Raw genomic sequence first — 24666 nt, 5'->3', positions numbered from 1 at the left:
GCCGACGGAATGCCGCCTCGCGGACCTGTGGGACAGGCGAACAGCGCCTTCTGCAACGACGCTCGGAGAGACCCTCCTCCGGCCGACGACGAACGTATCGCCGTGACGCCCGACGAGCGGAAGGAGGCCGCCCCATTCCCTCCTGCCGGGATCACCCGTCAGCCGCCGACGGGACCCGCGCGGTACGGCGACGATGTGCCGCCCTCACCGCCGTGTATCTTCCCCGATTGCTGCGCCCTAGGGTGTCGTCGGCTGCAGTTCGCTGCTCGCTTCGAGCTTCGCGATCGCGCGGTCGAGCCAGTCGAGCTCGAGCTGGTAGAGGGAAATCAGATGGTCGGCGGTGAGCTCGTGCCACTCGCCCTTGTGGGGGCTCGTAGCGAGTTGCTCGCGCACTTCGGCGAAACTCGCCTCGACCTTGGCCCGCCGGTCGGCGAGGAGCGCAATCGCTTGATCGCGGGGAAGGTGCGGCAGAAAGAACATCGCAACGTCGACCGGCTGGCGCAGCGACTCAAACGACGACAGCACCTCGCGCAGCAATTCATCGAAATAGGCGCGCCCGGCGGGCGTGAGATAGTAAATCTCGCGCTCGACCGGGCCAGTCGCGCCCTCCAATGTTTCGGTCCGCACTTCGAGATAGCCGCGGCTGGTCAGCTGCTCAAGGAGGTAGTACAGGTTGGCGCGCTTCAGGTCCGAGACGACCATCATGTGCTGATCGATCGCCTCCTTGATCTGATGCCCGTACATCGGGCGGTACTGAAGCATGCCTAAGATCATCAATTGGCGATGGCGAGCCCCGCTGTTCATAGTCCCAAGTGTACACGAGGCCGCCCCACCATTTGGTGCGGTTAACCCACCGCCCGCCGCACCTCGTCCAGCACCTCAAGGACGACCGCGCGGTCACGCTCGAGGACGGTGCGGTCGTTCACGAGCCCCTCCAGCGCTGCAATAAGGGCAGCGCGGTCGTTCGGGTTATCGATTGCCGCCCTGCCCATAGCGCGGATGATCTTGGGACGAAATGTCCAGTTCGACTCGTTCGTCGCCGACTCGGCGAGCAACTCGACTGGGATGCGCTCGCGATCTGGCGCTTGATCAGGCGGTGCGGTGAACCAGCGCAGCACCTCTTCGCGCACGGCGACGTTCGGGTGCGTGCGAAACGTCTCTTCTGCTTCCTGCTGACGAGATGCCATCAGCCTGCTCCTGAGTTCAGCGGCGTGTCACCGACCCAGATGCGCCCCGCCTCTTCCTTGACCGGCCAGCGACTGATCGGCCAGACGGCAGGAAAGCGGGTCGCCTTGCCGGAGCGGACATCAAACCGGCCTTCGTGCCGCGGACAGCATAGCTCATACCCCTCGACCGTCGCTTCATCAAACGGCGACTGATCGTGGCTGCAGACGTTGTCGAGGGCGTAGAGCTCGCCCTCGACACGCGTGATCACGACCGAGGCGCTGCCGACCGTGGCGATGATGATGTCACCGTCCTTCAGGTCGGCAGCGTTCGCCACCGGGATAAAGTTAGGCACGCGCGACCACCTCACGGCGCTCGGTCTTGGTGAACCCCGGAAGCCGCTCCAGTTCCATGATGTAGAGCGCCTCCTCCGGCTGCCCCTCATACCAGTTGGGATCGCCCGGCAGCGACAGCTGGGGCACACCCGCGGCCTTTGCCGCTTCGTAGGCCTCGCGGCTCTCCCAGTAGGTGATATTCCACCAGCGGTTGCCCTTGACATCCTTCCACACTTCCCACCAGAGCAGGCCCGGCGCCGTCGGCGCGCCCTCCGCCTCAAGCGCCTTGATAACGTCCTCGGCATGCTCCGGCTTCGGCGAGAAGTAGATCAGCGACTCAAACGCGCCGACCCCAATCCGGCGATAGCGCGCCGGCTTGCCTGCCACCGGCGCCCGACCCGGCTCGGCATTCATCAGCACGTCGTGGAAGGAGAGCATCGCCCGACGGGAGTACATCTCGTAATTGACATTGGAGTGCGAGACCTGAATGTCCTGGCTGTTGCGCCATGCGTCGAACGCGTCCGCGCTCTCCCACACCGAGGTGCTGATGAACTCGTTGCCCGAAAGCGGGCCGCGCAGCTCAAAGCGGGTCGCGTTCCACTTGTCGGTGATCGCCGGGCCGCGGTCAGAGGCGAACCCCGAGATCAGCCGGTCGAAGAACTCCTCTTTCGGGAAGAGATGGTTGGTGACAGCGTACATCGCTCCTCCTCCAGCACATCGAATACGGGCCAGTCCTGCCCCATAGTGAAGCACACTCGGCCAAAAATGTCAATACTGACATTGCCGCTTCGGCTCCAATCTTCTCTCAGCTGCGGGACGCGCCACGCCTCACGTCCCGCCGGATGTTGCGGCGGCTGCGCCGTCTCGCGGTTTCGGGGCAAACGCGATGCTGTCTTTACTTTGGTGCTCTTTTGCGCGAGCGAGAGCATCGCTGCGCGAAGAGAGGGCGTTGTTCACGAGCCGTTTGGTTCCCTACGCCAAAGGGACGATCGCTCAACAGCAAAATGGAGGATGTGTTCCTCACGATACCTCGGTAGGATCGAACCGCGGCACCGTCGCGGCGAGAGCGACATCTGCCGATTGGATCCTGATGAGTTTTCGACGACGCGCTCTCGATACTGCACTCCGGCTGCTGACGCTCGGCGCCGTGCTGGTCGCTGGTCTCTTTCCTCGTGGCGCTCCCCCTGCCGCCGTCGCCGCCCCCAGCGTGCCGCTGCGCACGCAGGCTGTCGCGCCCCCTCCCGCGTCGCCGCTCGTCCCCCCCGGCTTTGTCGATGAGATCGTGATCGACAACCTGTACTTCCCGACCGATTTCGCCTTCGGCAACGACGGCTCCGTCTGGGTTTCCGAGAAGTGGGGGATCGTCAAGGCGTTTCCGTCCATCAATTCGTCCAGCTTCGCCTACGCTCTCGACATCAGCGCCGAGGTGCACGACCAGGAGGATCGCGGCCTCCTCTCTCTTGCGCTCCATCCGAACTTCCCCACCACGCCCTACGTCTACCTGCTCTACACCTACAACTCCGCGCCGTTCACGACGACGGTGCCCCTCTGGCCCGATTTCACGTGCCCCTGGCCCCCTGGCGTGCCCGAAGAGCCGGGATGCACTGTCCTCGGCAAGCTTGCCCGTTTTACTGCCACTCAGCTCTCGACCTATCCGCAGTTGGTGAACAAAGTGGACCTGATCACCGACTGGTGCACGCAGTTCGGCACGCACAGCGTCGGCACCGTGCTCTTCGGTCCAGACGGCATGCTCTACGTCAGCGGCGGCGATGGCGCAGGCTACCTGACCATCGACTACGGCCAGTACGGCGCCTCGCCCGCAAGCGGCCAGCCGCGCAATCCCTGCGGCGACCCCCCCGGCGGCGTAGGGGGCGAGATGACCCCGCCGACCGCCGAAGGCGGCGCGCTGCGCGCTCAAGATGCTTGGACCCCCGGCGATCCCCTCGGGTTGGGCGGGACCGTCATCCGGATCGATCCAAATAGCGGCGCCGGCGTGCCCGGCAACCCGCTCTACGACCCAGCCAATCCGTTCGCGAATACCAGCCGGGTCATCGCCTACGGCTTTCGGCAGCCGCTCCGCATGACCTTCCGGCCGGGCACATCGGAGCTGTGGGTCGGCGATGTCGGCTGGGGCACCTGGGAAGAGATCAACCGGATCATCACCCCGACTGCGCCTGCCCTCACCTCGCCTGTCGTCACGCCGCGCTGGAACTTCGGCTGGCCATGCTACGAAGGCGCGGCGCCGACCGATGGCTGGTCGATGATCGGGTTCACGATCTGCTCCACGCTCTATGCGGCCGGCATCGCCGTTCCGCCGTATTTCAGCTACAACCACCACGCCCACGTCGTCGATGGGGACAACTGCCCGCCAACGCTTCCCGGCCCGGGCTCCGCAATCACCGGCCTCGCCTTCGCCGGCGCGACCACGCCCTATCCGCCCGACTTCGCCAACGCCCTCTTCTTTGCCGATTACGCGCGCCAGTGCATTTGGGTGATGAAAGCGACGAATGGGCTGCCCGACCCCACCAAGGTCTCCCGCTTCGTCGGCCGCGCCCCGTCGCCCGTCTCGCTGAAGATCGGGCCAGACGGCTACCTCTACTACCTCGACATCGGCTGCAACCAAGACCGCTGCGGCCAGTATGGCGCTATCCACCGGGTCCGCTTTGTGCCGGGCGCACCCTCGGCGGTCGCGATCGCTACGCCCACGAACGGCCCTGCGCCGCTCACGGTCACCTTCAGTGGGGCGGGCTCGACCGACCCCTATTACGCCTCCAATCAGCTGACCTATGAGTGGGACCTTGACAACGACGGACAGTATGACGACGGCGTCGGCATCACCACGACCTACACCTATACGGCCGTGGGGAACTACACGGCGCGGCTTCGGGTGACCAACCCGAGCGGCCTCTCGGCGATCAGCGCCCCGATTGCGATCGCCGCCGGCAATACCCCGCCGCTTGCCGCCATCGTCTCCCCCAGCTCTTCTACTCGCTGGCGGGTCGGCGACACGATCTCCTTCAGCGGCACCGCAACCGATGCCCAAGACGGCACGCTTCCGCCATCTGCTCTTCGGTGGACCATCGTGCTGAACCATTGTCCCGTTCACGAGGACTGCCACGCCCATCTGCTCGGCTCGTTCACCGGCGCGAGCGGCCAAGTGGCGTTGCCGAACCACGACTACCCAACCTCGCTCGACATTCGGCTGACCGCGACCGACTCGGGCGGCTTGCAGCACACCGAACTCGTGACGCTCTTTCCGCTCACCACCACCCTGGCGATCGAGTCGTCGCCCCCGGGGATCGCGATGTCGGTCGCCGGCGTGACGAGCGTGACGCCGTTTACGCGAACCGTCATCGTCAACTCCCTCACCTCGGTCATTGCGCCGGCGAGCGCGAACGTCGGGGGAGTGACCTACACCTTCAGTTCGTGGTCGAATGGCAACGCCGCCACCCACGATGTGTTCGTGGGCGCATCGCCGGTCACGATTACGGCGACGTATCTCGCGCCGACCCCGACCGCTACCCCGACGAGAACGCCGACACCGACCGCCACCCCGACGAGCACGCCGACACCAACCGCCACCCCGACGAGAACGCCGACGCCAACCGCCACCTCGACGAGCACGCCAACACCAACTGCCATCCCGACCAGCACGCCGACACCGAGCGCGGTCCCCTCGGCCACCGCGACGCCGTCCTCAACCCCGACCAGCGCCACAGCGACACGGACCCCGACGCCGAGCGCAACGCCGACCAGCACGCCGTCGCCGAGCGGCGGCACGCCGACCCGAACAGCAACGCCGACCCGGACGCCCGTTGCGCCGACATTCACGCGCATTCGGCCAACGCAAGGGGTGACGACCGAACCGGTCGAGGTCGTGATCGAAGGGACCGGCTTCTCCGCCTCGACCGCCGCCGTGCTCCTCCATGCCAAAAGCGGCGCGACGGTCGCGTTGAGCGCGCTCCGCGTTTCGGGCACGACGCGGCTGCTGGGGACGGTCCCGGCGAACATTGCGCCCGGCTTTTACGACCTCGTTCTCTCGACCCCGGGAGCGCCGCTACTCACCGTTGAGAATGCCTACGTCGCCGTCGCGCCCGTCCAAGACGACTTCTTCGTTGAAACCGTCGACCTGTGGACCTCGCCGGCCCGCATCTACGCCAATACCGAAGTTGAGCTCGGCGTCACCGTTCGGCGGCCGAACGAGGGAGGCGCGGTCGCTTTGCCGGTGCGGTTCACCCGCGGTGCGCCGGGTGCCGGCGGCGCTGTCATTGCCGACCTGATCGCGACTTTCGAGGCGCGGGCGAAGAGCGCTACGGTCTCGACGACCTGGGCCGTCGGGCCGAGCACCGGCCCGATCTCGGTGACAGTCGAGCTTGATCCCGACGGGCTCGTTCCCGACCTTTCCGCAGCCAACAACCACGCCACCCGCACCTTCACCGTCCTCGGTGCCGGCGGCGATACGCGGCCGCCGGTGGCCAGCAGCGTCACGGTGAACGGTGGCGCCATCGCAACGACCGACCGGACTGCTCGGCTGGACGTGACCGGCTACGACCCGGCCGGCGGAAGCGGTCTCGCTTGGGTGATGGTCGTCGAGCGGACACTCAGTGTCGTCAACGGAGCATGGGTCCCGGTGCAGACGACGCCGTGGCTCTCTTACCGCCCAACTCTGACATTCACGCTCACCCCGGCCGCAGGAGCGCGGACGATTCAAGTCTTCCTCGCCGATGCGGTCGGCAATGTTTCCACCCGGCCCGCCGCCGTGCAGTTCAACCACCTCCCGCCGACCGATACACTCGCCAGCGGCCAGGTGCGGGTGTTCCGCCAACCGCTCCAAGTCGGCGAGACGCTCTCAGTCCGCCTCACCCCCGCAAGTGGCGACGCCGACCTGTACCTCTGGGATCCTCGTGGCCGGCGCGTCCTCGTCCGCAACGCCAACGGCACCGCCGTCGAGGAGGGACGGATCGTCGCCAGCATCGCCGGGACCTATCAGGTTGAGGTCGAGGCGTTCACCGACACGACCTACGCCCTGCAGCTAGCGGTGGGCCGAGGAGGAACAACCGCGCAGAGCGAGGAGGTTGAGTTCAACGACTCGAAGCCAGCGCCGCGCGCTGTCCCCGCCGTCGACGTCGGTCTTGAGCCGCCAGTCAACTTCGCGCTGCCGGAGCCGCCCGGTCGGCTCGCCGAGCGGCTCCTCGTTATCCCGACCGCTCTCCATCGGAGCCGGCTGGACCCGTGAGCGGCCTGCCGAGCGGCGGCAGTCCGAGTTCGTGGCGGGAGAGGACGACGGGCGCTTCACTCCATGGTCCGCTGCTGATATGTCCGTTGATCCGCACGCGGAGCGGTTCGAGCCGCCAGCCGACCCAGTCGTCACGCGTCATCCCCGCCGTGGCACGCCGGAGCGCCTCCCCCTCCTTCTGATACCGCTTCTCCTGCCAGCGGTCGAACTCCCCGCCGCTCACCTCGATGGCGCGGCAGTCAACCTGGATGAAATGGTCAGCGCGTTTTGCCGTGTCAGAGAAGAGGAGACTAACATGAGGATTGGCGGCAACCTCTGCTGCTTTCCGCCATCCGCGCCTCGTTGACACGTAGAACACCCAGCCGTCGTGAACGAAACCCATGGCTCTCAGCCGCGGGAACGGCTCGCCCGGAGGATACGTGACCAGAATGCCGATCCGGCGGCTGCCGATCAGCGCGATCGCCTCGTCGCGGACGCGCGCCTTCGTCTCCGCGTCCAAAGGGGGGCGGTCTGCCATGAGGGTCTCCTCCGCGAGCGCAGTCTAGCACGGCCGGCGCTCGGCGCAGAAATTGCGAAGCGGTGGGCAAATTTGGCGTAGAATTGCGCGGGGAGGGCTGATACCGGCGCGAGGCAGCATGCTGCGCAACGTTCCTGCCAAGCCGTACCGCACGCGCTCAGTCTATCCGCCTCCGGACCGGCCCCAACTCGGCATCGCCCGCTTCGAGCAGGGGCGGCCGCTTGACCATTTCGGTCCCCACGTCCATGACTTTTTTGTGCTCGTCTACATCCAGCAGGGAGGCGGGTGGCATCGGGCAGGCGCCGTCCGGCGGGAGACCCAAGCAGGCGACCTCTTCCTCATCGCTCCGGGCGAGGTGCACGATAGCTACGAAGAAGAGCAGGCGGCGGGCTGGATTGTCTTTTTTGTTGCCGACGCCCTTGGGGACGGCCGGCTGGAGTTTGATTCCCTCGTCTGGCCCGAAAACCCCGCTCTGCTGCCTTTCGCGCGTCCGCCCGGCATTGAGTTGAGTTACCTCTCCATCCCGCCGGAAGACCGTCCGCGGTGGGAAGCGCGCCTCCGAAGCCTCACCCATGAACTCGAGCTGCCGCGCCTAGGCTACCGGGAGGCCGCCCACGCGCTCCTCAAGCTCATCTTGATCGACGCAGCGCGGCTCGTCTCTCCTCTTCTCGATAACCACGCCGCTCCGCGCCGCCCCGTGGTGGAGGCTGTCCTCAATTACATCAACGATCATTTCGCCGAGCCGATTTCGCTAGTCGACGTTGCCCGCGCGGTTGGCCGCACGCCCGGCTACCTGACGACCACGATCCGAAACGCAACCGGGCGGACGGTGCTCGAATGGATCACCGCTCGCCGCATGATCGAAGCGCGCCGCTTGCTCGTTGAAACAGACGAAGACATCGCGACGATCGGCGAGCGTGTCGGCTACGCCGACCCAACGTACTTCATCCGGCAGTTCCGCCGGATCCACGGCGTCACCCCGCTCAGTTGGCGGCGGTCGCACCGCTGAGCAAAAGATCATCCGATCGCCGGGCAAGAACCTCCGCACTCACCGCAGGCAGCTTCTCCTTAGCGGAGACGACAGCCCGCCGCTTGGGCAGCATGACGTGCCAGCGCGGGGGGATGCCAGCCTGAGCGGAGGGAGCGCCTCGGCGCTGCTGCGGGAGCGCTATGCCTCGGCGTTCAGCGCCCGCCGGATTACCGGTCCAAGGGCGAGAGCAGCGGCGACAATCTCCTCGCGGGAACAGCCGTAGAGCGAGCGCTCGATGCCGGCAAGCGGAAAGTCAGGCACCCCGAGAAAAGCCGCTTGATCGCGCGCGAGACCAAGGAGCCCGCGCGGCAGGAGAACGATCACGGGAAGGGCGCGCTTTCCCAGCGCAATGCCGTCGCGCACACTGCGCGAAGTGCACGTCGCTCAGTCCCCGACCGCGATGACAGCGGCGGCGTAGCGCGATGCAAGCGCATCAGCCCAGTCGTCGACCGGGGCCCCGGCGAGCGGGGCGCGCCGTTCGCGGCCAAAGCGCGCCCCGGTGGCAGCGAGCGCCTGTGCCGCGCCGTCGAGCAGGGCTTGGCCCCAGCCCGCAGCAGGATTGAGCATACTGTCGATCAGGGCGATGTCGGTCCCGGCCAGCCGGCGGGGAGCGGCCGGCGGCCGGGACTGAAACCGCTCCGCAAGCGGGCTGACGAGCGTCGGACTGTTCATCCTTCCTCCTCAATGGGAACACAGACGCTGCGGCCGCTGCAGAAGAGGAGCGCCGTGTAGCCGCCCACCTCCCCACCGGCGACCACGATCCGGATGCTCTCTAGGGAGCGGACCGGTCCCACTAGCTGGTCCGGGTCGGTAAGCCGCTCGCGCCGGCCGAGCAGTTCCGCCGTCTCAAGGACACCGAGCCCCGCGAGGCTTCGGACCGGCCGGCGTCCGTGCTCAAACAGCCAAGCGCGAATATCGGCCTTGCTCATCCCGGCGCAGATCGCGGCGTGCTCCGGGCTGAAGACGACCAGCACTTCGCCGCCAAAGACGAGATTGTAGGTGCCGGCAATCGGCAGCGCGTCGGCGATGGTGCCGAGGATTTGCTCAGGCCGCGTCGCATTCAGCACCGCGAGACAGAGCGGCGCGTCGGCCGCAAAGAGCGTCACCGTGCTCGTCGCCGGCGCGTAGCCGCGCTCGACATGGTGAGGCGTCCAGGCACTGTGCGCCTCGGCAAGACAGAAGCTGTACCTGCCCGGATGGGCAAGGGTCTTCGGATTGAGGCCGCCTTCGCGGGCGCCGGCGATATTGCGCATAACCAAGCTGACGGCGCGGCCGACAGTCGCGTTCGCCCGCGCGCCGCCGGCGAGCGCGTTCGCTCCAGTCGTGAAGCCCAGCTGCTCGATGACCGGCCCATTGACGAGGACAAGCGGCCACTGCGAATGGACCGTCGTCAGGACGCTTTCGAGGCTGAACGCCGGGTCGGCGGCCGCCCGCACCGCCGCAACAACGACCGGAAAATAGGCCGGCAAGCAGCCCGCCATGACGGCATTGGCGGCAATCTTCTCGAGGGTCGCCTCCGCGCCGGAAGGAGGGAGGACGGCGACCACCTCGTCTGGCGGGCGGCCGCCAAGCATGGCATCGACGCGCTCCCGCGTCGGCGGGACGACGGGCAGGCCGTCGGTCCAGCCTTCAGCGTAGCACTGCTCGATCAGGTCCACATCCGCATTTTAGTGAGCGGCGGCGGGGGCGGCCGGCGCGCTCTCCTCCTCAACGTCGGCACGCTCACCGTAGTCCGCGATAAGGCGCTGCATCGCCTGAACGGCAGGGTTATTCGGGTCGTCCGCATTCTCCGCAAGGAAGAGCATCATCCCGACATTGCCCGCCTCGTCGAGAAAGTCGATCTCGCCAAGCATCCGCTTGAAGCGAGGATGCTCCCCGTAGAAGAACGTGACCGCTTTTACCTTGTCTTTGTAGAGATGGAACTCCTTCCCGTCACGGTTGAAGTTCCAGCTGCGCGGGCCGAGAGAGACATCCTCGATAACCGTGTTGAACTCGAGCACTGCTGTCCCATTGTTTGAAACGAGACGCACCGTCCCGAGGTCGCGCAGGCGGGGAAAAAGCTCAGACAGCTTGATTGCCACAGTTGCCTCCTCGGAGGAAGATCACGCCAAGGCTACGAAGAAGCGGCGAAACATGTCAATCCTGACATCCCGCCGCCCACGGGCCGAGCGCGAGGAACGCCGGCCTCAGCGCCTGCCACGCTGCTGACGGTCACCGGCGCACGGAGCCGGCCTTCCTCGCGTCACTCAGCGCGGCCAGCCGCACTCGACCGAGAGGCACGCCAGCGGGCGCTCCTCCCGATGGACCCGCGGGTCAGCATTCAGTTTGCAGTCCGCGCGCGTGCACCAGCAGCCGCGAGCCTCGTCGGGCACCAGTTCGTCCAGCCCGTGCTCGCGCAGCGTCTCGGCGAGACAGAAGAGGAGATAGGGCCGGATTGCGGGATGGGGCAAAAGCGGCTCCGGATTGAAGGCGTAGGTGCCCTCGGGCAGAGCGAAGAGACCAGCAGGAAGCTTTTCGCGGTTGAAATAGGTGTCTTCGAGCATCGTGGTCGTGGCGACGATCTTTTTGCCGGTCCGCTCGAGGATTGCGCGGCAGACCTCTTCTGTGTTCGGCTTGGGGTAGAACGTTGACCACGTCACATCCGCCCAGATCCCCCGGCGGCGCAGCAAAATGGCGAGCTCCTCCGACTTCTGCTCGTGAAGCCAATGAGAGGGATACGCCTGATCGCCGTGAATAATGAAGTGCGCCACCTCGTTCGCGGGATCCGTTGAAACCGCGCGCAGCCGATCTTCGATCATGTCCGCCAGCAAGGGGTGGCTGCCGAGCGTCCGTCCGAGGAGAATGCGCGCGTTCGTCTTGACAGGATTGAAGGGGAATTTCCAGCCTTGGGGCGGCTCGGCAAACCCCAGTTCTGCGCGCGGGTTCTGCAGTTCGCGGTTCACTGAAGTGGGGTAGAGAAAGGTGACCACGATCGTATCGACGCCTTGGTCAGTCAGCTGATCGATAGCCGGCTGGAGCCGAGCCGGGATCTGGCAGTAGTCATGGACGTAGGGCACCGGCAAGTTGAGGCCTTCGAGGTATTCCTTGAGAAACACATTCACGGGATGCTTCATCGCATCCGGTCCTGCCGGAAGACCGTGAGACACACTGAGCAAGCCGACTCGCGCCACGCAACACTCCTTCTCGCAAAGCTGGGAGAAGGATACGAAAAATGTCGTCGACTGTGCTCCTTTGATGAGCGGCCTCTATCGATTACGAGGGAACTGCCGCCTCCGAGAGCTCGCGGAACTGCTCGGCGGCGACTTTGACAAAGGCATCGACGAGATAGCTCGCTTGCGAACGTTTGCGGTAGACCAGACAGATAGGAGTACTGCGCGGGTCGCCCTTCAGCGGCACGGCCTTCAGCACGCCCGCGCGCAGCTCTTCGCGCATTGCGCAGAGCGGCAGAATCGAGACGCCCAGACCGCGCGCCACCATCTGTTTCGCCCCCTCAATCTCGTCGAGCTCCATGAAGATGTCGGGGGTGATGCCGGCGTCGCGGCACATGCTCAGGATGAGGCTGTAGTAGCTTGAGTCCGGTTCGTAGAGAATGAGCGGCTCACGAACAAGGGAGCGAAGCGGCATCTCCTCCATCAAGGCGAGGGGATCGTCGGGGTGAACTGCGAGGTAGACGGGGTCCTCCGCGAGCTTTATCGTGATCACTTCGTCGTGATCGATAAACCGCGTCAGACCGACCTCAATCTCGCCGCTAAGCAGAAGCTCAAGCATCTGCGCCGAGCGTGCCGTCCGCACCGCGAGACTGACGCCCGGATGGCGCGCCTTGAAAGCCTGCAGAATGTCGGGCAGCAGGTAAGTGCCGAAGACACGCGACGCGCCAATCCGCAGCCGTCCCCCTTGGGCCTGCCGCAGCGCATCGAGTGCGGCGCGCCCTTCGCGATAGGTCTCAAGCGCGCGGCGCGCATAGGGGAGAAAGGTCTGCCCTGCCTCCGTCAGCCGCACCGAGCGGCTTGAGCGCTCGAACAGCAACTCACCAAGCTCGCGTTCGAGCGCATGGATGCGGGCGCTGATTGTCGGCTGGGTCAGAAACAGGACCTCGGCCGCCCGACTGAAGCTGCTGTGCTCAGCGACCTGCAGAAACGCTTCCAGCTGGCCTAGGTCGATCATCGCGATCCAGTATAAGTCTGACGCGCGGAATGATATCAGCCCTTCGGCTCCATTGAAGATTAACCTCTCTTAAGGAGACGTGCGATGGCGCGGTTTGTCAGCATCCTCTTCACCCCGGGCATCCGGCCCCCGATGTTCGAGAAGGCGAAGAGCGCCCCCGCCGATGTGGTCTGCCTCGACCTTGAGGACTCGGTCGCGTCGAACGACAAGCTGAAAGCGCGGACACTCGTCGCCGGCGCGATCGCAGAAATGGCCGCGGCAGTGAAGACGCTGATCATCCGCGTGAACGGTCTCGAAACCGGTCTGCTCGAGGAGGACCTCGCCGCAGTGGTGCAGCCGGGCGTTGCGGGCATCTCTCTTCCGAAAGCGAACTCGCCCGCGGTCGTCCAGCAGGTCGATCACTATCTCACCCTGCTGGAGCGCCTGCGGGGTTTGCCGCCACGGTCGATCGCGATCCTGCCTTGGATCGAAACAGCCGCGGCGGTGCTGCACTGCGAGGCCATCGTCTCAGCATCGCCCCGCGTCCTAGCTGCCTCCTTCGGCGCAGAAGACTTTACGTCTGACCTCGGCATCCCACGCACCCGCGACAACCCTCAGCTGGCCGCGGCACGGGCGCGGGTTGCGCTCGCCTGTAAAGCAGCCGGCGTAATCCCGCTGGACACTCCCGACCCCGAATACCGTGATCTCGACTGGCTCGCCGCCGACACCCGCGTCTCGCGCGACCTCGGCTTTGAGGGGCGCTACTGCATCCACCCTGCTCAGCTTGCGATCGTGAATGCCGGCTATGCGCCCACCGAAGACGAGATTGCCCAGGCGCAGCGCATCATCGAGGCATATGAGGAGGCCGAACGGCGCGGGCTCGGGGCCATCGGGCTGGACGGCATGATGATCGACGCTCCGATCGTGGCGCGAGCGCGGCGGCTGCTCGCTCGAGCGGGCCGCTGAGCTTGCGGCGCACGGCGAGGACGAAGCGCCGTCTGCCCGGATGCCGCTCTTCCGGACAAGCCCTCGCGTTTCCGGCACCCAAGGCGGAGGAACGCCGCGCGGGCAGCGTCGGACTTCCGCGGCAAGAAGCCGCTGAGACGGCAGCGCGACAGGGCTCCCCGTCTGCCCTTCGCTGCAGTGCCTCTGGCTTGACCGGGAGAATGGGCGGGCAACCGGTGCTCGTCGGGCGAACGAGGCGCAGGCCGGCCTAGGCGCGGTGGGCGCGGCCGCCGCACCGCGCGGACCACCGACCCCGGCTCGCCTGCGAGGGGCTCACCATCCGGCGGTTGACGAGATGCGAAGCGCTTCGCTACGATTCTTGCGCCCCCGCGGGAGCGGGGGATTGTTCTTCCTCCCGCCGAGGTAGCTCAGTCGGTAGAGCAACGGACTGAAAATCCGTGTGTCGCCAGTTCGATTCTGGCCCTCGGCACCACCCCTCCGAGCACGAGCGGCAGGGCCCGCTCCCTGCAGGGGCGCGCCCGCCGATGCTCGCTGGACAGTCTTTCCGGGGCGGCGAAGACCGCCCTTGGGCCAGTCGACGCGCTCGTCCTAAGCGCGCTCCAGCCCCGCCCGCGCGCGAGCAGGCAGAACGCCTATTCCGCCCAACGCCGGCGCGAGCGCGTCAGCAGCCTCTCAGCACGCTGCTGGATAGCCGCTCCAGCAGCCGGCGGCCACCTCATTCCGGTGCCGCCGCTGCCGGCATCCGTTGAGACGCCCTCGCCGAGGGAGGGCAAGTGATACCGCCTGAACCGACAAGGCCGAACTCCGTTAGACTGAAGCGCGGAACCGAGGAGGGGCCGCAGGCGTCCCCATTCTGGCGGAACGACGAGAAGAGAGGACTCATGTACGGCAACATCCGACGCGAGGCGCGATTGACTGTCCTCAGCGAGCAGCGCGGGGCGAGCGCGGACTTTGCGCTGCGTCAAGCGGAGCAGGTCCTTGGCCGCCAGCCTGGCTGCGACATCGTTATCCCTCACCCGACGGTGTCGAGCCGCCACGCCCGTATCTTCTTCTCCGACGGCAACTTTCTGATCGAAGACCTCGGCAGCACTAACGGCACCGCCGTTAATCAGCGGGCAATCAGCGGTCCTGTGCTCTTACGCTCCGGCGACATCATTCAGGTGGGAGAGGTTCATCTGCAATTCACCGAAGACCTCGGCGCAACGCTCGTCGAACCTCCTTCGGCTAGTGCCCCTCCTGCCGTCGAGAGCGGTCTCACGGCTGTCGACGCTGCGCCGAGCGGGTGGTCCTCCCGCCCCGCGTTCTCAGGTGAGGAACGTGTCTCGTGGGAGCAGCCGCTCCCCGCGCAACCGCCTGAGCCGGCGCAGCGCGCCGCTCCGATGCCGGAAAGCGCGAGCGGAGAGGCGGGCGCCGGCGCAGCTGCCGTCCCGTCCGCGGCCGCGCCGGCGCCGAGTGAATTGGCCGCTGCTGACGCGGTCGCCGAGGCCCGAACGATGCTGACGACCCTCGCCGCGCGCGTCGCCGACTTGCAGCGCGATGTGACCGCGATGAACGACGTCGCCGGCCGGCTCGAAGCGCTCCTGAGCGCTGCCGAACGCCAGCGCGCGGCGGCGCGCGCCGAACTGGAACGGCTTCAGCGCGGGGTCGAGCAGCTCGCCGACACGATCGCGAGCCGAGCGGACGCCCTCGATATCGAGGGCGTGCTCGCCAACTTGGACGGTCTCACCACCTCGCCGAACGACCTCGGGCTGCTCGTCAATGTCTCGCGCGACGCAGCACGCTATGCGGCCCTGGTCCGGCTCGTTCAAGAGGCGTCATCCCGGCTGCGGGTGCTGGTCGGCGAGGCGGCGCTGGATTCTGGCGACGAGGTCGGTCGTTGAGCGCCCGGGCACAAGGTCAACAAAGGCGACCCGGCCGCCATAGCGTGTCACCACTGCCGCCTCGGGGAGCGGTTTGGCACCGGCAGCGTAGTCGCCTCCTTTGACATAAATATCTGGTTGCAGCGCGGCGACCACCTCACAGGCGGTCGGGCCGTCGAAGATCACGGCGGCGTCAACGGAGCGCAGCGCGGCGACGATTTCGGCGCGCTCGGCCGCCGGCACGATCGGCCGCTCTGCTCCCTTGCCGAGGGCCCGCACCGACTCGTCGCTGTCGACAGCGACGACGAGCGCATCGCCGAGACGACGCGCCGCATCAAGATAGCGGACATGCCCGACATGCACCAGGTCGAAGACGCCGTTTGTCAGAACGAGCGTCTTGCCGGCGCGGCGCAGTTCCTCGCGCCAAGGGATAAGCTCGGCGAGCGTGCGCACCCCCATCAGCGCACCCAGAAGTTCGAGTTCGCGAGGATGGCCATTCCCGCGGCGCCGACGATCCCAAACTCGACCACCACGCCTCGGCTCAGCCGCCCGAGGAGGTGATGCTGCACCAGCCCGCTGATGGCGTAGAAGACGAGGAGCAAGATCACTCCCCCAGCCAAGCCGCCAATCGGCCAGTAGTTCAGGCCCCACGTCACTTCGCCGACCATCAGGCCGGTGATCGCAGCATAAAGCCACATGCGCCAAGGCGGCGCCTCCGCCGAGCGGTACAGCTCGATCGACAGCAGGCCGGCAACGAGGGTTGCGGTCGTCGCGGTGTAGAGGCTTCGCTCTTTGGTGGCATAGATCGCGGTAAAGAGGGCGAACGCTGCCAGGTAGGTGGTCAAGTTGAGCGCTAAGCGGGCGACCGCAAACGTCGCTTCCCGCGGGTCGACCGAGAGATACTCAGCGAGCATCACCAGCGTCAAGAGGACCCCGGCGAGGGCAAGACCGCCGACAACGGGCAGTCCGCCGCCGACGAGGCGCAGGAAGAGGGCAGCGCCCAGCGCAATCAGCGCCGGGAGAATCCAGAAGAAGAGCGACTGGGTGACATCGTGCAGGTAGTGCTTCGGATGGGACCGCACGAGCGAGTCCGTCCCCACACACACGACCCCGACTACCGCCGCCGCGACAAGCCAAAACCATGGCGGCTGCACGACGAGCGAGAACGCAAGGCCGACGAGAGCAAGACTGACCGGGAGAAAAAGGCGCTCGTAGGTCGGCACGCAGAGATTCTAGCCGAGGGGCGAAGGAAATCACGGCAGTCATTTGCATGCGCGTTTATAATGTTGTATCCGCGCAGTGCGCAGTGGAGTAGTGCAATGGCTCGCCTTCGTCCGCGCTGGTTCTCTTCTCCCCTCGGCATCGTCGCTCTCGTCACCCTTGTCGCCTGTACTCCTGCCGCGCCATCCGCGGCGCCGGCGCCGCCTCAAGCAGCGGGGCCGACCGGAAAGATCACCATCGCCATCGGCGCTCAGACCATCGCCAGTATGGAGACGGGGCGCGCCACCGTGAGTGCGTCGCTGGCGACCCTCTGGCCGGTGTTCGACGGGCTGACGTTTATCGACGATAAGGGGCAGGTGCAGCCGGCGCTCGCCACCTCGTGGCGGACGATTGACGACAAGACGTGGGAGTTTACGCTCGGCGACTGGACATTCCACAACGGACGAGCGGTCACGATCGAGGACGTGCTGGGCACCTTCCGGCGCTACAGCGACCCGAACGAGCGGCTGCCGGCGCTGGCGCTCTTTACCACCGTCGACCGGTTCGACGGCTCCGGCAAAACGATAACTTTCACCATGAAGGTCGTCGATCCCACCTTCCCGGCCGTGATCGGGCTCGCCATGATCACGCCGATGCAGGAACTGCGCGAGCAGGGGCCCGACGAGTTCTTCCGCAAACCGATCGGGAGCGGGCCGTTCCGGGTGGTTTCGACCGACTACCAGATCGCGAACGTCTATGAGGCGATGGGCCCCGAGCACCGCTCGCCGCGCGGCCGCCCCAAGGTGAAAGAGCTCGAGCTTCGCTTCGTCCCCGAGGCTTCGCAGCGCGTTGCGGCACTGCAGACCGGTCAAGTCGACATGGCGGCCGGGATCCCTGCGAGCGCTGTCCGCCAGCTGGAAGCGGCCGGCTTCACCATCTACCGCGGAGCCGGAAACGCGACTGTGAGCTACCTGCTGGAGACGCGAAGCGGTCCCACGGCTGACCGGCGCGTGCGCCTCGCCATCAACTATGCGATTGACAAAGAGGCAATCGTCCAAGCGATCTACGGCGGCGCAGCCCGCATCGACAGCCACCTGCTCGGGCCGGCCGCGCTCGGCTTCAATCCTGCTCTGCAGCCGTATCCTTATGACCCAGCGCGGGCGCGGCAGCTGCTCGCCGAAGCGGGCTATGCCAACGGCTTCACCGTCGCGATGACCCACGCGACCACCGGGACGACGCCGAAGGACCTCGCCGAGCTGATCCAGGGGCAGCTGCGCGATGTCGGCATCACCGCCAATGTCCAGATCCGCGAACTGGCGCTGTGGACCGCCGAGAACAATAACGACCAGAAGAACGCCGCGATCTGGATGCAGGTGCTGAACTGGGATCAAACCTTCGAGGCGCAGAGCGTCTACCGCTGGTTCAGCAGCGACTTCACCTGGGAGCGCGGCCGACGCTGGGAAGACGCCGAGTTTGACCGCCTCTATCAGCAGGCAAAGACAACCCTCGACCGAGAGCAGCGCGCGCGGCTCTATCAGCAGGCAGCAGCTCGGCTTCACTCCGAGGCAGTCTCGCTCTTCCTGATCCAGCCGTTCACGCCGAGCGCCACGAAGAAAGGGCTGCTCATCCCTGTCGGCGGCTCCGACGCTCGCTACTACGTTGAAATGCGCTGGGAGTAACGCCGCGTTGCCAGCGCGCTTCCCTCGCCAGTAGGATCGGCCGACACATCGACTGGCGAGGGGGCGCATGGTTGCCGCGGTCCTCACCTTAGCGCCGGAGGAACTGCGCGCGCGCCAAAACGCGGCGCTCGCGCGGATGGTGGCGCTCTGCGAGCGCGCCCATCCGTTCTACCAGCGGCTGTTTCGCGAACAGGGGCTCACCGCCGCCGATCTCCAAACGGTCGACGACCTGCAGCGCCTGCCGCTCACCCGCAAGGCCGACCTCATGGCCGACCCGGAGGCCTTTCGGCTGCAGGCGCCGGACCTCCCCGTCCACGAGCAGGTCATTTGGGATATTGCCTACACCACCGGCACGACCGGGCGCCCGACGCCGGTCTACAGCACGACGCACGACTTCTATGCAACCATCGAATGCTGGACGCGCCTCTTTCGCATCGCCGGCGTGCGCGAGGACGACATCGTCGCCAATCTCTTTCCGCTCACCGCCTATCCCAGCGGCGCCTTTCTGCGCACTGCCATTCAAGGGACTGGAGCGCTCGTCCTCAACGCCATGCCCGGCGCGCGCTACCCGGAGTTTCCCGTGCAGCGGTCGCTCGACGACGTCATCCGGCTTGTCGAGCGCAAGCGTCCCACCGTTCTCGGTTCGGTACCAAGCTTTCTCCGCCGTCTGCTCATCCGCGCCGAAGAGCTTGGCGCCGATTTCTCGAGCGTCCGCCTCGCGTGCTTCACCGGGGAACCGTGTCCGGCCGGTCTCCGCGAGGATATTCGAGCACGACTGACCCGCCTCGGTGCCGTCTCGCCCGCGATCAACGTCCGGCTAGGCTTCACCGAAGCCCAGTCCGCTTTCGTTGAGTGCCGCGAAGGCGGACCGCTTATGAACCCTGCCCCCGACCTTTACTACTTCGAGATCGTTCATCCAGAGACGGGAGAACGTCTTCCCGACGGCGAGCAGGGCTTGCTCGTCATGACCCACCTCAACCGTCGAGGCACGGTGCTTCTGCGGTATGTCCTCGGCGATATCACCGCGCTCGCGCGCGGCCGATGCCCCGATTGCGGGCTGACGACGGAGCGCGTCCTCCAGCCCCCCTTCCGCGCTGACCATCTGACGAAGGTGCGGGGCATGCTCGTCAACCCCGACGTCCTCCATAACCTGCTCAGCGCTCGCCCTGAGGTTCAAGAGTATCAAGTGATCTTTCGGAAGGAAGACCCTACCGACCCGTATTCGATGGACGAGATGCTGCTCCGGCTTGCTGTCACCGGCGACGCTGAGGCGGTAACCCGCGCCATCATCGCCGAAGTGCGCAATGCGGTCCGCGTTACCCCCACAGTCGAAGTCGTCGATCTGGCGGCAATCTATGTTCCTGGGAGCACGATGAAAGCGCGGCGCATCATCGACGAACGGCCAAAAGGTTAGACTGCGTTCTCATCCTGCGCCGCGGGCACTGCTGGCGGCCGCGCTGGAGACCGCGCCCGTGCTCCCGGTAAAGCGAAAGGAGAACGCTATGGCGATCACGTACTTCGGCAAGAACGTCCTGATGACGCTCGAGGAGTGGGTGAACCCGACGCATTCGGCAGTTGTCGTCGTTGACGTGCAGAACGACTTCTGCTCGCTCGGCGGCTACGTGCACCGGCGCGGACAAGACATAACGCCGCTCCAGACCATGCTCACCAAGCTCCGCCGGCTGCTCGATGGAGCGCGCCGAGCGGGGACGCGCGTCGTTTACGTCCAGCATACCGTTGCTCGGGACGGCGCGACCGAGTCCCCGGCCTACCTCGCCTACCGGCTGAAGCTGCACGGCGGAGACTGCCCGGAACTCTGTCTTGAGGGAACATGGGGACATCAAATCTGCGCTGCGGTCGCGCCCCAGCCCGGCGACCTTGTCGTCCGCAAGCATCGTCAGCCGCCGTGGATCGGCACCGACCTTGACCAGCTGCTGCGGGCAAACGGGGTTCAGACGGTGATCGCAACCGGAACGATGACCAGCGCCTGCGTCGATTGGACAGCGCGCCTCGGCGTCCAGCTTGATTACTATGTGGTCGTCCCGGAGGACTGCGTCGCCCAGACCGACTGCGCCGCTCACGATGCGGCGATCGCGGCGCTCCGCCGCTACCTCCCCGACGGCGGCGTCACTACCAGCGAAGCGCTGCTTCAGGTCTGGGGCGTGACCGCTTCCCCCGGCGCGCCGTCAGTTCCCCTCACTCCATAAGCTCCTCCCCGGAAGAGCCGAGGGGGTCGGCGCTCTCCTCTTCTGCTTGAGGCAGGGGCGGCAGGTCAGCGAGGCTGCGCAGACCGAAATGTTCTAAGAACTCGACGGTCGTGCCGAAGAGCGCCGGCCGCCCAACCGCATTGAGGCGCCCTACTTCCTCAATCAAGCCATGAGCGATCAAGGTCGCGATCGCGCGGTCGGCGCTGACGCCGCGCACCTGCTCGATCTGAGCGCGGGTGACCGGCTGGCGGTAGGCGATAACCGCGAGCGTCTCCAAGGCCGCGTTCGAGAGGCGAACCGTCCCATCGAGGCCGAGGAACCGCTCGACTGCGGCGGCCGCTTCCGGCGCGGTGACGAGCTGGACCAGTTCATGGTGGCGCTGGAGGCGAATGCCGCGACCGGCGAGTTGCTGTTCGAGCTCCTCCAGCGCTTCGGCGACAGCCGCCTCATCGCAGCCGGCGACTTCAGCGAGACGGCGCAGGCTGACGGGCGCCTCCGCGACGAAGAGCACTGCTTCGAGGATCGCCGCGAGTGTCAGATGTCCCTCGGCTACAGCCGGCTGTCAGGATGGAGGAGCGAGCCGCCGCTCGAGCCTGACGCGGGGTCGGAAGCGGATGCGGCGCCGGTCGGCAGCGGAGGAGGCGCCGGGCTCACCGCTGCGCTTGGAGCAGGACGCGCGCTCCCCGGCTCATTCCTGACGTACACCTGCAGCTGGCGAATCCGCACGCCCATCTGCCCTTCGACCGCCTCGCGCACAACCCCCGAAATTTGATCGACAACTGGAGCAACGGGCACGTCGGCCGCCAGTCGGGCATCGATCCGGATAATCGCCTCGCGGCCGTTGGTCTTCATCGAGGCGCGCGCCTGACGGACCCCCGGCACCCGCTCAGTCTCGTAGCGGACCCGCTGAACGATCGCGTCGTTCGTGACAATAGCGATCGCCCCGCCGACAGACTGAAGACGGACCCCGGACGCGCCGGCGGGAACGACCTCAAACCAGAGCACAATCGCAGCGAGGACCGACAGCAGCGCCGCGAACACGCCAATTCCGATGACAACCTCCGTCTCGAGCCCAACGCCGCGCGGGTAGGCAGCGGCCACTTGCCGGAAGATGTCGATCACCTCGCCTTGGTAGAGGGCGAGCGCGAGGATCGTGAACGCTGAGCAGATGATAGTGAGGACGGCGAGGAGCACAACGATCAGGCGGTTGAAGACGTTCACGCGATCTCCTTAGCCAAGCAGCCGACAAGCAGTGTCGAGGTTGCCCCTGTGATGACAACGGAGCGGATTTGGCCGTCGAGCGGCTCCCTCGCCGGCACGATCGTGCGGAAGTACTGTTCTGTCAGTCCGACCCATGCCGGCTGGCCGTTGAGGCGCGCCGCCTCCTCGAACAGCACGCGAGCGCGCTGACCCGGCTGCGCCGCCCGCGCCGCGGCAGCGAGCCGCTCCCCGAGAGCCATCAACGTTTCGCTCCGAGCCTTCTTCACTGGTTCCGGAACCTGATTGGGAAAGCTTGCGGCTCGCGTCCCCGCCCGCGGCGAATAGCGGAAGACATGGAGGGCCGCAAACCCGAGACGTTCCACGAACGCGAGCGTCTCGGCGAACTCCTCGTCCGTCTCGCCGGGAAAGCCCACGATCACATCGGTCGTCAGCTGCATCCGCGGATTGGCCGCGCGCAGCGCTGCAGCAACCGCGGCATACTCGGCAGTATCGTAGCGGCGGCGCATCCGACGTAAGGTCGCATCGCTGCCGCTCTGGAGACAGAGATGGAGATGCGGGCAGACCCGTTCGTCGCGAAAATACGGCAGGAGCTGGGGGTCGAAGTCGTGCGGCTCGAGCGAGGTGATCCGCAGTCGTTCGACCTTCGTCCGATCGAGGATCTCGCCTATCAGCTGAGAGAGACTGGTCGTGGCTCGCTTCGGCCCCTGGTCGTGGCCGTAGGCGCCGATGCTCACCCCCGTCAGGACAATTTCGCGATAGCCGCGCTCCAGCTTGCGCTCGATGTCGGCGATGACCGCGTCCACCGGCACGCTGCGGACACGCCCACGCGAGTAGGGGATGATGCAGTACGCGCAAAAGTCGTTGCAGCCGTCCTGGATTTTGACGAAGGCGCGCGTCCGGGTACGAGGCAGCGGGAATGGGTGAGGAACACTCCCATCGCGCAACGGCTCGGGCACCACGCCGAGGGCGCTTGCCAGTTCAATCAGGCGCGGCGTCTCCCGCTGACTGACGACGAGATCGACCTCCGGAAGGCCGGCAAGTTCCCCCGCTGCGGTCTCAGCGTAGCACCCACTCACGATCACGCGCGCCGCCGGGTTCGCCCGCTTCGCTTGGCGGATCGCCTGACGCGACTTCTTGTCCGCAACGTGCGTGACCGTGCAGGAGTGCACAATCGCCAAGTCAGCATGGCGCGCCTCCTCGACGACCGCGTAGCCGGCATCGACGAACTGCTCAGCGAAGCGATCGACTTCGGCTTGGTTCAACTTGCAGCCAAGAGCGGTCAGAAATACTTTCATCGCCGAGCGCCTCGGGCGAGTATAGCATGCGGCAGTTTGCTCGCTCGGCGGATGGACCACCATGCGGCGTCCTAGCATCTCGAGGAAGGCAACGCATACAATTCGTCAGCAAGCGTGCCCCATCGCCTTGCGATGAAGATGCACGCCTGAGGGTCATCACGAAGCGATTGCTCTCCCGGCCTCTCCTCATCGGCGCGGCCGTCACCCTCCTCGCGCTGGCCGCTGCACCCCTCGCTGCAGGACCGGCGGTGCCGCAGCTGCGGGAAGACGGCGGCGCGCCGGAGAGAGCGCAGGCGCCTTCCCCGCACCTCGACCCTCATGTGCTCGCTGCTCTGGAGGGCGAAGCGGAGGTCGAGGCGTTTCTCATCTTCGACGACCGCCCTATGCGAGCGGCGCTCAGCGCAGAACGCGCGCGCCGCGGCCATCACCTGGCCGACCTGCCCGCGCTTCAGCGCGCAGAACTTGCCGCGATCAAGCAGCGCGCCGGGCCGTTCGACGTCGTTCGCGACTATCCGTATCTTGGCGTCCAGCTCGTCCGCTTCCGTTCGGTCGAGGAAGCGCAGCAGGCACTGACCCGGCCCGGCGTCGCTTCGATTGTGCGCGTCGGCGAGCGGCGGGCACTCCTTGGGGAAAGCCTTCCGCTGATTAAGCAGCCGCAAGCGGCGGCCGCGGGATACCTTGGCACGGGCGTGAGTGTGGCCGTGATCGACACCGGCGTCGACTATCTCGCTTCGCCCTTCGGCTGCACGGGGCTGAACACTCCGCCCGACACCTGTAAAGTGGTGGACGCCCGCGACTTCGCGCCCGAGGATGGACAACGCGATGCCGATGGGCACGGCACGAACGTCGCCGCGATCGTTGTCGGGGTCGCGCCGGGAGCGAAGATCGTCGCGCTCGATGTGTTTTCCGGCGATTATGCCCGCGACCCCGACATTCTCGCTGCAATCGACTGGGTGATCGCCAATCGCGCGACCTACAACATTCGCGCTGTCAACCTCTCGCTTGGCGACACTAGTCACTTCCCGACGCCTTGCGTCGCCTCCTTCGCCAGCAGCGCCTTTTCGGCACTGCGCGCCGCGGGCGTCATTCCGGTTGTCGCAGCCGGGAACAGCGCCATTGTCGGCGGAAGTTATGCGGATGGCCTCGCAGACCCTGCCTGCGCGCCCGGCGCGCTCAGCGTCGGCGCGGTCTACGACTCGACCTTCCCCCCGCTCGGTGTCTGCCCCACTCAGTCGCCGGCCGCCGATGTTATCGCCTGTTTCTCCCAGTCCGCCGCGTACCTGACTGCGCTTGCGCCGGGCGCGCGGATCGCGGCCGGCGGCTGGCAGTTCTCCGGTACCTCCCAAGCGGCGCCCCATGCTGCCGGCTTGATCGCCGTGCTCGCCTCAGCGAACCCCAGTGCCGGCATCAACGGCTGGCAGAGTGCGCTCGCCTCCACCGGCAAGCCGATCTTCGACGCGCGCAACGGCGTGACGAAGCGGCGGATCGACGTGTATGAAGCGGTCTGCTCTCTCGCGCCCTGCCCCGGTTCTCCAACTCCGACCGCTACTCCTTCTCCGACCCCAACCGCCACTCCTTCTCCAACTCCGACCGCCACCCCCTCGCCCACCGCCACGCGAGGGTCGGCGCAGCAACCGACTGCGACGTCCATCACTTCGCGCTCAATCGAGGTAACCAACGTCCTGATCCGTCAGCACACGCCCACTCCCCTCCCCACAGCGACCCCGACCCGAACCTCAACGGCCACCCCGACCGCAACCGCAACAGTGACGCCAACCCCAACCCCGACCTCTCCGGGAGGCAGCTAGGGCTCG

The 24666-nt window shown here is 66.4% G+C and carries 24 protein-coding genes and 1 tRNA gene; 9 read left to right on the top strand and 16 right to left on the bottom strand.

Annotated elements, in window-relative coordinates; translation table 11 throughout:
• Nucleotides 1–237 precede the first annotated feature (237 nt).
• Genes NZ773_03315 through NZ773_03300 form a run of 4 tightly spaced genes read right to left on the bottom strand, consistent with a single transcriptional unit; the run spans nucleotide 238 to nucleotide 2198 of the window.
• Nucleotides 238–804: a PadR family transcriptional regulator gene (locus NZ773_03315; GenBank protein MCS6800957.1), complete on the bottom strand. Its 567-nt coding sequence runs from the start codon at nucleotides 802–804 to the stop codon at nucleotides 238–240.
• 41 nt (nucleotides 805–845) lie between these two features.
• On the bottom strand, nucleotides 846–1187 hold the full coding sequence (locus NZ773_03310; GenBank protein MCS6800956.1) for a hypothetical protein: 342 nt from the start codon (nucleotides 1185–1187) through the stop codon (nucleotides 846–848).
• On the bottom strand, nucleotides 1187–1519 hold the full coding sequence (locus NZ773_03305) for a non-heme iron oxygenase ferredoxin subunit (protein MCS6800955.1): 333 nt from the start codon (nucleotides 1517–1519) through the stop codon (nucleotides 1187–1189). Before NZ773_03305 ends, NZ773_03310 begins: the two co-directional genes overlap by 1 nt.
• Entirely contained in the window at nucleotides 1512–2198 is a 687-nt protein-coding gene (locus NZ773_03300; protein MCS6800954.1) for an antibiotic biosynthesis monooxygenase, read from the bottom strand. Before NZ773_03300 ends, NZ773_03305 begins: the two co-directional genes overlap by 8 nt.
• Before the next feature lie 391 nt (nucleotides 2199–2589).
• Here NZ773_03300 and NZ773_03295 point away from each other — a divergent pair, with 391 nt between their 5' ends.
• The gene (locus tag NZ773_03295) at nucleotides 2590–6735 is read left to right on the top strand and encodes a PQQ-dependent sugar dehydrogenase (protein MCS6800953.1); all 4146 of its coding nucleotides are present in this window, start codon (nucleotides 2590–2592) and stop codon (nucleotides 6733–6735) included.
• Here the strand turns inward: NZ773_03295 and NZ773_03290 are convergent.
• Complete coding sequence (locus NZ773_03290) at nucleotides 6695–7252, bottom strand: pyridoxamine 5'-phosphate oxidase family protein (protein MCS6800952.1); 558 nt, start codon at nucleotides 7250–7252, stop codon at nucleotides 6695–6697. The two genes, NZ773_03295 and NZ773_03290, sit on opposite strands and share 41 nt — an antisense overlap.
• 118 nt (nucleotides 7253–7370) lie before the next feature.
• Here NZ773_03290 and NZ773_03285 point away from each other — a divergent pair, with 118 nt between their 5' ends.
• The gene (locus NZ773_03285) at nucleotides 7371–8261 is read left to right on the top strand and encodes an AraC family transcriptional regulator (protein ID MCS6800951.1); all 891 of its coding nucleotides are present in this window, start codon (nucleotides 7371–7373) and stop codon (nucleotides 8259–8261) included.
• Between the two features lie 159 nt (nucleotides 8262–8420).
• Here NZ773_03285 and NZ773_03280 read toward each other — a convergent pair whose 3' ends face one another.
• From NZ773_03280 to NZ773_03255, 6 genes are all read right to left on the bottom strand, one after another.
• Nucleotides 8421–8645 (bottom strand): hypothetical protein, encoded by a 225-nt coding sequence (locus NZ773_03280; GenBank protein MCS6800950.1) that lies wholly within the window; start codon nucleotides 8643–8645, stop codon nucleotides 8421–8423.
• Between the two features lie 21 nt (nucleotides 8646–8666).
• Nucleotides 8667–8954, bottom strand: a complete 288-nt coding sequence (locus tag NZ773_03275; GenBank protein MCS6800949.1) for a hypothetical protein — start codon at nucleotides 8952–8954, stop codon at nucleotides 8667–8669.
• A complete protein-coding gene (locus NZ773_03270; protein MCS6800948.1) occupies nucleotides 8951–9940 on the bottom strand; it encodes a hypothetical protein in 990 nt (329 codons plus the stop codon). Before NZ773_03270 ends, NZ773_03275 begins: the two co-directional genes overlap by 4 nt.
• A gap of 9 nt (nucleotides 9941–9949) precedes the next feature.
• A complete protein-coding gene (locus NZ773_03265) occupies nucleotides 9950–10363 on the bottom strand; it encodes a hypothetical protein (protein ID MCS6800947.1) in 414 nt (137 codons plus the stop codon).
• 165 nt (nucleotides 10364–10528) lie between these two features.
• Nucleotides 10529–11452, bottom strand: coding sequence for a hypothetical protein (locus NZ773_03260; GenBank protein ID MCS6800946.1), 924 nt, complete (start codon nucleotides 11450–11452; stop codon nucleotides 10529–10531).
• An 82-nt stretch (nucleotides 11453–11534) separates the two neighbouring features.
• Nucleotides 11535–12446, bottom strand: coding sequence for a LysR family transcriptional regulator (locus NZ773_03255; GenBank protein MCS6800945.1), 912 nt, complete (start codon nucleotides 12444–12446; stop codon nucleotides 11535–11537).
• A gap of 84 nt (nucleotides 12447–12530) precedes the next feature.
• Here NZ773_03255 and NZ773_03250 point away from each other — a divergent pair, with 84 nt between their 5' ends.
• From NZ773_03250 to NZ773_03240, 3 genes are all read left to right on the top strand, one after another.
• The gene (locus NZ773_03250) at nucleotides 12531–13391 is read left to right on the top strand and encodes a CoA ester lyase (protein MCS6800944.1); all 861 of its coding nucleotides are present in this window, start codon (nucleotides 12531–12533) and stop codon (nucleotides 13389–13391) included.
• A gap of 396 nt (nucleotides 13392–13787) precedes the next feature.
• Nucleotides 13788–13863, top strand: a tRNA-Phe gene (locus tag NZ773_03245).
• A gap of 409 nt (nucleotides 13864–14272) precedes the next feature.
• Nucleotides 14273–15271: an FHA domain-containing protein gene (locus tag NZ773_03240; GenBank protein ID MCS6800943.1), complete on the top strand. Its 999-nt coding sequence runs from the start codon at nucleotides 14273–14275 to the stop codon at nucleotides 15269–15271.
• On the opposite strand, the gene NZ773_03235 is transcribed toward NZ773_03240, so the two are convergent.
• Nucleotides 15206–15709 carry an adenylyltransferase/cytidyltransferase family protein gene (locus NZ773_03235; protein MCS6800942.1) on the bottom strand — a complete coding sequence of 168 codons (504 nt, stop codon included), beginning with the start codon at nucleotides 15707–15709 and terminating at the stop codon, nucleotides 15206–15208. The genes NZ773_03240 and NZ773_03235 overlap by 66 nt on opposite strands.
• Nucleotides 15709–16473, bottom strand: coding sequence for a hypothetical protein (locus tag NZ773_03230; GenBank protein ID MCS6800941.1), 765 nt, complete (start codon nucleotides 16471–16473; stop codon nucleotides 15709–15711). Before NZ773_03230 ends, NZ773_03235 begins: the two co-directional genes overlap by 1 nt.
• A gap of 96 nt (nucleotides 16474–16569) precedes the next feature.
• Here NZ773_03230 and NZ773_03225 point away from each other — a divergent pair, with 96 nt between their 5' ends.
• The 3 genes from NZ773_03225 to NZ773_03215 all read left to right on the top strand — a co-directional run bounded on the left by NZ773_03225 (nucleotide 16570) and on the right by NZ773_03215 (nucleotide 20336).
• Nucleotides 16570–18129, top strand: a complete 1560-nt coding sequence (locus NZ773_03225) for an ABC transporter substrate-binding protein (GenBank protein MCS6800940.1) — start codon at nucleotides 16570–16572, stop codon at nucleotides 18127–18129.
• Between the two features lie 67 nt (nucleotides 18130–18196).
• Entirely contained in the window at nucleotides 18197–19543 is a 1347-nt protein-coding gene (locus NZ773_03220; GenBank protein MCS6800939.1) for an AMP-binding protein, read from the top strand.
• Nucleotides 19544–19631: 88 nt separating this feature from the next.
• On the top strand, nucleotides 19632–20336 hold the full coding sequence (locus NZ773_03215) for a cysteine hydrolase (GenBank protein MCS6800938.1): 705 nt from the start codon (nucleotides 19632–19634) through the stop codon (nucleotides 20334–20336).
• On the opposite strand, the gene scpB is transcribed toward NZ773_03215, so the two are convergent.
• From scpB to mtaB, 3 genes are read right to left on the bottom strand one after another with little or no spacing between them, the layout of a single operon-like run.
• A complete protein-coding gene (scpB, locus tag NZ773_03210; protein MCS6800937.1) occupies nucleotides 20326–20859 on the bottom strand; it encodes an SMC-Scp complex subunit ScpB in 534 nt (177 codons plus the stop codon). The two genes, NZ773_03215 and scpB, sit on opposite strands and share 11 nt — an antisense overlap.
• A gap of 26 nt (nucleotides 20860–20885) precedes the next feature.
• Nucleotides 20886–21557 (bottom strand): alkaline shock response membrane anchor protein AmaP, encoded by a 672-nt coding sequence (amaP, locus tag NZ773_03205; GenBank protein ID MCS6800936.1) that lies wholly within the window; start codon nucleotides 21555–21557, stop codon nucleotides 20886–20888.
• On the bottom strand, nucleotides 21554–22852 hold the full coding sequence (gene mtaB / locus NZ773_03200; GenBank protein ID MCS6800935.1) for a tRNA (N(6)-L-threonylcarbamoyladenosine(37)-C(2))-methylthiotransferase MtaB: 1299 nt from the start codon (nucleotides 22850–22852) through the stop codon (nucleotides 21554–21556). The genes amaP and mtaB overlap by 4 nt, the downstream gene beginning before the upstream one ends.
• 167 nt (nucleotides 22853–23019) lie before the next feature.
• Here mtaB and NZ773_03195 point away from each other — a divergent pair, with 167 nt between their 5' ends.
• A complete protein-coding gene (locus NZ773_03195; protein MCS6800934.1) occupies nucleotides 23020–24660 on the top strand; it encodes a S8 family serine peptidase in 1641 nt (546 codons plus the stop codon).
• Nucleotides 24661–24666 lie beyond the last annotated feature (6 nt).

The organism is Dehalococcoidia bacterium (genome assembly GCA_025054935.1).
GTDB lineage: Bacteria > Chloroflexota > Dehalococcoidia > SpSt-223 > SpSt-223 > JANWZD01.
The sequence above is the reverse complement of the archived record's forward strand: the minus strand, read 5'-3'. Positions and strand labels throughout refer to the sequence as shown.